This window comes from Microvirga arabica, from assembly GCF_016811235.1.
Taxonomy (GTDB): domain Bacteria; phylum Pseudomonadota; class Alphaproteobacteria; order Rhizobiales; family Beijerinckiaceae; genus Microvirga; species Microvirga arabica.
Genome location: NZ_JAFBID010000152.1, coordinates 1 through 5,084, shown reverse-complemented (window position 1 = coordinate 5,084; position 5,084 = coordinate 1). Strand labels below are relative to the sequence as shown.

At 61.6% G+C, this 5,084-nt stretch carries 8 protein-coding genes and 2 pseudogenes; 1 reads left to right on the top strand and 9 read right to left on the bottom strand.

Annotation, left to right across the window (positions count from 1 at the left end):
* Positions 1 to 122: 122 nt before the first annotated feature.
* The 9 genes and pseudogenes from JQC81_RS33685 to JQC81_RS31885 form a co-directional block, all read right to left on the bottom strand.
* Positions 123 to 376, bottom strand: a pseudogene (locus tag JQC81_RS33685) (IS3 family transposase); the annotation flags it as partial.
* A 3-nt stretch (positions 377 to 379) separates the two neighbouring features.
* Positions 380 to 495: pseudogene (locus JQC81_RS34675) on the bottom strand (transposase); the annotation flags it as partial.
* Between the two features lie 14 nt (positions 496 to 509).
* Positions 510 to 794 (bottom strand): transposase domain-containing protein, encoded by a 285-nt coding sequence (locus JQC81_RS33680; protein WP_312887629.1) that lies wholly within the window; start codon positions 792 to 794, stop codon positions 510 to 512.
* Entirely contained in the window at positions 775 to 2,046 is a 1,272-nt protein-coding gene (gene tnpC / locus JQC81_RS31910; protein WP_312887628.1) for an IS66 family transposase, read from the bottom strand. Before tnpC ends, JQC81_RS33680 begins: the two co-directional genes overlap by 20 nt.
* Before the next feature lie 67 nt (positions 2,047 to 2,113).
* Positions 2,114 to 2,470, bottom strand: coding sequence for an IS66 family insertion sequence element accessory protein TnpB (tnpB, locus tag JQC81_RS31905; RefSeq protein ID WP_203275779.1), 357 nt, complete (start codon positions 2,468 to 2,470; stop codon positions 2,114 to 2,116).
* The gene (gene tnpA / locus JQC81_RS31900) at positions 2,467 to 2,898 is read right to left on the bottom strand and encodes an IS66-like element accessory protein TnpA (protein ID WP_203275778.1); all 432 of its coding nucleotides are present in this window, start codon (positions 2,896 to 2,898) and stop codon (positions 2,467 to 2,469) included. Before tnpA (JQC81_RS31900) ends, tnpB begins: the two co-directional genes overlap by 4 nt.
* 78 nt (positions 2,899 to 2,976) lie before the next feature.
* Positions 2,977 to 3,312 carry an IS66-like element accessory protein TnpA gene (tnpA, locus tag JQC81_RS31895; protein ID WP_203275777.1) on the bottom strand — a complete coding sequence of 112 codons (336 nt, stop codon included), beginning with the start codon at positions 3,310 to 3,312 and terminating at the stop codon, positions 2,977 to 2,979.
* Positions 3,313 to 3,427: 115 nt separating this feature from the next.
* Positions 3,428 to 4,336 carry a glycosyltransferase family 2 protein gene (locus tag JQC81_RS34595; RefSeq protein WP_203275776.1) on the bottom strand — a complete coding sequence of 303 codons (909 nt, stop codon included), beginning with the start codon at positions 4,334 to 4,336 and terminating at the stop codon, positions 3,428 to 3,430.
* Positions 4,337 to 4,493: 157 nt separating this feature from the next.
* Positions 4,494 to 4,871 (bottom strand): hypothetical protein, encoded by a 378-nt coding sequence (locus JQC81_RS31885; RefSeq protein WP_203275775.1) that lies wholly within the window; start codon positions 4,869 to 4,871, stop codon positions 4,494 to 4,496.
* Here JQC81_RS31885 and JQC81_RS31880 point away from each other — a divergent pair.
* The coding region (locus tag JQC81_RS31880; RefSeq protein WP_203275774.1) for a transposase at positions 4,864 to 5,084 on the top strand (221 nt) is incomplete at its 3' end. The genes JQC81_RS31885 and JQC81_RS31880 overlap by 8 nt on opposite strands.

Here is a 5,084-nt window from a genome sequence, read left to right as displayed (position 1 = left end):
TACCCGGACATCCTCGATCATTGCTGTGCGGCTTGGAACAAACTCGTAGACCAACCTTGGACCATCATGTCCATCGGCTTGCGCGACTGGGCCCATGCATGAGCATCAGCGCCGATTGGTATAAGGATGCGAAAATGCCGACCGTTGGCAGATTGATCATGAACGAAGTTTGGGGACCAGAGCGCACTGCCCTTTGCCTCCATCAGAATGGGGGCCTCGCGTGCCGCCGGCGCGCCCAGCGCTTGCGAACGCTCAGACCCACCTCGCGGGAAAGACGTTAGACTTGGTTGAGGCCCACCGTCTCGCCCTGGCACCGAAGCCGCACGAACAGCCCCCGATAGCCAAAACGACGCCGCTCCTGCGCCAGCCTGCGCAGGGCATACAGGGTGGCTGCCGACATGCCGCGTTTGCGGCACAGGTCGACCGCCTTCGCCCGGCCTCCTGCTCCCGCAGGATCCCGACGATCTGTTCTTCGCTTGACCGGAAACGCTTCAGAATAAGCGATGTTCTCAGGCCACGGCCTTGAGGTCTGGCGTGGTGGCATCGGCCCACGGCAGCAGATCATCGATGCGGGTGTTGAGATGGCCGGTGACAATGCGGCTCAGCACGTCGGCAAGATAAGCCTGCGGGTCCACCCCGCACAGTTTGCAGGTCTCGACCAGTGAGGCGATGATCGCCCAATGCTCGCCCCCGCGATCTGAGCCGGCAAACAACGCATTCTTGCGCGTCAATGCCAAAGGCCGGATCGCCCGCTCGACCACGTTGGAGTCGATCTCAATGCGCCCGTCGTCCACAAAGCGGGTTCAGCCCGTCCCAGCGCGAGAGCGCGTAGCGGATCGCCTCGGCCAGCTTACTCTTCTGGCTGATCAGACCGAGCTTGCTGCGCAACCACGGCTCGAGAGCTTCAAGGATGCGACGGCTCTTCATCTGCCGAATCCGGCAGCGCTCCGCCGCACTCATGCCACGGATCTCGCTCTCGATGCGGTAGAGCTCCGCGATCCGCGTAAGGACTTCGCTGGCAATCGGCGCTGGAGGAACCCGGCCGCGGCCAGCTCGTAAAAGCGCCGACGCACATGCGCCCAGCAGAATGCGAGGGTGACCTGGGTTGCCTGCCGCCAGAGCCCAATAGCCGCTGTAGCCGTCCACCTGCAGCACGCCGACAAACCCGGACAGATGCTCGATCGGCCGTGCCGCCTTGCGATCCGGCGCATAGACGTACGCCACCCCGGGCGGATCCGTGCCGCCCCAGGGCCGGTCATCCCGGGCATAAGCGAAGAGCTGCCAGGTTTTGGTCTGACCGCGGCCAGGATCGAGCACCAGTGCGGTGGTCTCATCGGCAAACAACCGAGGTGAGGTCTTCAGCGGCGCCAGCAGGCGTTCATTCACCGGCCGCAGATGCCAGGCGGCTCGCCCGACCCAATCAGCCAGGGTCAAGCGATCCAAGCTGATGCCCTGACGGGCATAGATCTGCGCCTGCCGGTAGAGCGGTAGATGATCGGCATACTTGGATACGAGCACTTGGGCGATGAGCGCATCGGTGGGCAGTCCGCCCTCGATCATACGGGCCGGAGCCGGTGCTTGCACCACGGCGTCGAAGGCGCGGCAAGCATATTTGGGCCGGCGCACCACCAGCACGCGCAGTTGCGCCGGCACGATGTCGAGCCGCTCGGAGACATCCTCGCTGATGCGGTGCAGGGTGCTGTGGCAGCAGGAACAGGCGGGATCCTCGATGTCGATGATCATCTCGACCCGCGGCAGATGCGCCGGTAACGCTCCCCGGTTCCGGCGTCGCCGAGCCGCTCGGCTTTTGCGCTCGGCCGGATCCGCTTGCTCGTGCTGGACCTCCGCGGCGGCTTCGGCCTGTTCGGCTTCTTCCAGCCCGAGCAGCAGCTGATCCTCGGGCAGGCTCTCGGCTCTGCGACCAAAACGGTGGCGCTGCATCGCCTTGATGATCTGCTCCAGGCGCTCGGCGCGCGCCCGCTCGGCCAGGAGCATGGCCTTGAGCAGGTCAGGATCATCCGGGAGGGTTTGCGTCGCGCTGGTCACGAGGGATAGTGAATCATGCTTCGCTGCGGTCGATGATTGCTCTTACGGGGTGGGGCTGAGGGTGCGATCAACTCGCTGCCGACGGCACTGTTGTCTGGCGCGCCTCATGCACGCGGCGCCAATCCAAACCTTCGAGCAGGGCGGAAAGTTGAGCCACCGACAGGTGAAGGGCACCATCTTGCACCTTGGGCCAACGGAACTCGCCGTCCTCCAACCTTTTGGCCACGAGAACCACGCCCGTGCCGTCCCAGAACACCAGCTTGACACGATCCGTGCGCTTGGCGCGGAAGACATAAACAGCCCCGGAGAACGGATCGGCTCCCATGGTGTCGCGCACGAGCGCGGCGAAGCCGTCTGCCCCTTTGCGGAAGTCGACGGGCTTGGTGGCCACCATCACGCGCACGCTGCCGCTCGGGCCGATCATGGAAGAGCTCTCACGGCGCGCAGCACCATCGCCAGCGTGGTCGCGTCTGTGCCGGGCCGAACCCGCACGATCGCACCATTCACCTCGATCTCAATCAGGTCGAGGCGGCCGCTCGTCTGGTCCGGCCGATCCTCGGGGTGAGCTTTGGATGGCGTGACATGCGCGGGTGGAACGGTGATGGCCGGCACAAACATCGGCTCGTCTGTAGCGGCGGCGTGCCGGGCCTGACGCCGCCAGGTGAACAGCTGCTGGGGCGTCAAGCCGTGCCGGCAGGCGATCTCGGACACCACGGCGCCTGGCGCCAGGGTCAGCTCCAGGATGCGGGCCTTGTCATCCTTCGACCAGCGCCGCCGGCCGCCAACACCCTGAAGGACTTCGAACCGGCGCACCGCGGGCTCCGGCTCAAGCGTAAGATCAAGTCCAGACACAAGCCGATCCTCATTGATACAAGGGTCGGCAGACTCTCACTTCACATCGCAACATGAAAGGTGCGGGCAGAACACCGCCTACCCATCAACCGCTGGCGGCACACGAATGATGGCGCCTTGCATGGCAATCTCGATCACCGCCTGAGGACAGGCTGCAGGCTGCGGCGGGTCAGGGGCGACAACAACAGGGGTAAAGGCCAGCGGAGGATCAGCCGCTTCTCGCCTCGCCTGACGGCGCCAGGTGAACAGGTGCTGGGGCGACATGCCGTGGCGGCGGGCCACTTCGGACACCCCCGCGCCCGGCGCCATCGCCTCCTCCAGGATCCGCGCCTTCTCATCCGTCGGCCAGCGCCGCCGCCCGCCGGCTCCTGTGATCACTTCCAGGCGCCGCACGGATCGGGGCGGCTCAGGCATATGGTCAACCATCGACACAAAACGATCCCCAAGCAGAGATCGTCAGTCTCGCCTCTCAGACATGCGAACGTAAGGTGGGTTCAGAACACCGCTTACGATGCACGAGTGCCCCTCTTCAGATTTCATCTGCAGATTCAATCCGCGGATCGAAAACAAGGCCATGTAATGTACCCGCAGCAACTAGAGCCGCTTTGCGGAAACGTCCTGTGCCAGCGAGTTTGAGCGCAAGTCGGATCTGATGCGCAAAGTGCCTCACGGGTGAACCCTTCTTAAACCGTCGAAACATATACATTTGGTTGCGCTTATGGTGGTAAAAGCACGAAATCCTTCGCGCGTCGGACTCAGTTTCGATATTGGGTGCACCTGCAAGGACACGGACATGCACAACGTGGCTGTCGCCTACAAGATATCCTGGGCTCTCCTCAGTGATCCTGGTCGTATATTCCATATCTTCACCCCACATGAACATATCGGCGATCGGGAGGCCGAAACGGCTAAGCGTTGATCGAGGGAGAAGGATCGAGACAAACGTAGACCGCCACACAGGCACGAGGCTATATCTAAGAAAGACGGGCCATGCTCCGTAAGCAAGCGAATTTGGCCTCAAATCAATATCTGGAGTGTTTGTCGATAGGCCAGTCGGAGACAGGGCATTCGAAACCAAGAAAGGTGCTTGGATGCCGTGTGCTTTCAGTCTCGTGTCACCGGCGAGAAGACGTTCTAGAGTGTCAGGTTCTGTGAAAACGTCGTCGTCCATCACCCAAACAAATTCAGATCCGGTTCGGTATGCACAACGCATCCCTATGTTGAAGCCACCGGCTGCACCAACATTTTCTTTCAGCGCAACAACTGTGACTCTGCTTTCCCATTCTTGGCCGAGTACATCCCGTGTTCCATCAGTACTAGCGTTATCAACAACAATAATCTTGTCGCAAGGCCGAGTTTGACGATCTATGCTATCAAGGCATTTTATAAGAAGATCACATCGGTTGTACGTAAGAATGACAGCGCAAACCGTCGGCATCTCCCAGACCCTTCTATATAGCATAGCGCAATCAGACTACTAAACTCCCCTTTCCTGAGTAACACATCCTGTCGCTGCTTAGGCGCGGGCAAAGGTGGTAAGCCGGTACTAAGCCGGCCCGGAAGGATGCCGTTTGCTAAGCTCGACTTTGGCTGTTTCAGGCGGGGAAGCATGCGGCTTGTGTGAGGCGATTGAATTGAGCCCGTGGGATTTTCACGTGGTCGCGGTCCTGCCGGGATGTTTCAAAACTGGCGCTCCAGAGTTTGGCTCGCACAACCGCCAGGGCATCGCCAAAGGTTAGGTGAGACTTCGCATACCAAGCGGCGCGGCGTGGTTTCCAGCCCTGGGCCAGGATGTCGCCGGCCCACATTGTCACGAGCGCAAACAACCCCAGTAACACCGGCGTGGTGCGGGCAATGGCCTTGTCCGACCACTGGCGCTGAGAGCTGGTTCGGAGAATTTGAACAGCGGGATAAGTGGAGTTTCTGCCTGAGAGCGGCCAGAATGGCTGCCGAACAGGAGAAACGATGAGCAAGAGACCCCGCCGGAACCACTCTCCAGCCTTCAAAGCCAAAGTGGCCTTGGCCGCCGTGAAGGGCGAGAAGACTCTCGCCGAGCTGGCCCAGCAGTTCGATGTTCATCCCAACCAGATCACCCAGTGGAAGGCCCAGCTCCTCGACGGAGCGGCCGACGTGTTCGGGGCCGAGAAGGCCGGAGCGGCGACCCCACCCGTGGATGTGAGGACGCT

What these genes read in the sequence shown, in the direction of transcription:
- JQC81_RS34595 (WP_203275776.1), bottom strand. Translation starts at nt 4,336, where the DNA reads ATGCCGACGGTTTGCGCTGTCATTCTTACGTACAACCGATGTGATCTT.
- tnpA (WP_203275777.1), bottom strand. Translation starts at nt 3,312, where the DNA reads ATGCCTGAGCCGCCCCGATCCGTGCGGCGCCTGGAAGTGATCACAGGA.
- tnpB (WP_203275779.1), bottom strand. Translation starts at nt 2,470, where the DNA reads ATGATCGGCCCGAGCGGCAGCGTGCGCGTGATGGTGGCCACCAAGCCC.